Origin of the sequence: Bartonella sp. MR30HLJHH, assembly GCF_042194195.1 — a bacterium.
GTDB lineage: Bacteria > Pseudomonadota > Alphaproteobacteria > Rhizobiales > Rhizobiaceae > Bartonella > Bartonella grahamii.
Genome location: NZ_JBHIMO010000086.1, coordinates 1 through 968, shown reverse-complemented (window position 1 = coordinate 968; position 968 = coordinate 1). Strand labels below are relative to the sequence as shown.

The window sequence follows — 968 nt, the reverse complement described above, 5'->3', positions numbered from 1 at the left end:
GAATCCACTTAAGAATCCACACTTTTATGCATGATTCATTTGACCATTTTTTATATAAGATTGCCATGTATGAATAGACCCCAAAAAGCAAATCATAAAGAAGTTTAAGAAGAAAAAACAACTTCAAAATGTCCTTCAAGCGTTTTAACTTCTTTTGGATTAACAATAATCTTGATATCGTTTCCCAATTTTGCCAAACACTCAAGCATTTTCATTTCACTAATTCCTCGAAACTCTCCACTTAAGAGTTTAGACAGTTTTGGTTGAGTCATTTTCAAAAGTTGACTAGCCTGTTTTTGTGTTAAGTTCTTTTCTTTCAGAATTTGACTAATCTTATGAGCAAGTTGCGCTTTGATAAGCATCTCTCTGGAATCTGAAAAGCCAAGATCCGCATAAACATTGGAACTACCGTGAAAAACATTGATCATTTTAATTCCCTTCTAATTGTTCTGCTAACTTGAGACGTTCTTTAATCAGATTAATGTCTGGTTTTGGTGTTGCAATGCCACGGGTCGATTTTTTCTGAAAACAATGCAACACATAAAGAGATTTTTTATATTGTATCGTATAAACAGCGCGATAAGTTCCTTGAATATCGCGTTCAATAATTTCTAGAACATTGGCAGATCCAAACCCCTTGAGAACCTTAACATTTTCTCCTCTATCTCCTATCTGAGCAAGATAAAGAGCATAACCAATCCTTTGTTGAATAAGATCAGGAAGACTTTTTATATCTTTGAGTGAAGAACCAAGCCATATGATACGTTTTATTTTACTCATGATTACTAATATACCCATATGGATATATTTTCAAATATTTATTTTAATTTTGTGATTTTTTAATAACTATTATTAATAAAATTGACTTGATAAAAATGGTAACAAAAAACCATAATTGTTTATTTATCTTATGAAAAGCTGCTTTTAAAAACCAATGCTCGTAAATGTAAAAAACCGTTTTGTTATAA

General features: G+C 30.9%; 2 protein-coding genes. Both read right to left on the bottom strand.

Features of this window, described 5'->3' with window-relative positions; all coding sequences use genetic code 11:
• Window positions 1-104: 104 nt before the first annotated feature.
• Window positions 105-428, bottom strand: coding sequence for a helix-turn-helix domain-containing protein (locus tag ACFIKR_RS09440; RefSeq protein ID WP_015856199.1), 324 nt, complete (start codon window positions 426-428; stop codon window positions 105-107).
• 1 nt (window position 429) lies between these two features.
• The gene (locus ACFIKR_RS09435; RefSeq protein ID WP_041581387.1) at window positions 430-780 is read right to left on the bottom strand and encodes a type II toxin-antitoxin system RelE/ParE family toxin; all 351 of its coding nucleotides are present in this window, start codon (window positions 778-780) and stop codon (window positions 430-432) included.
• Window positions 781-968: the final 188 nt, after the last annotated feature.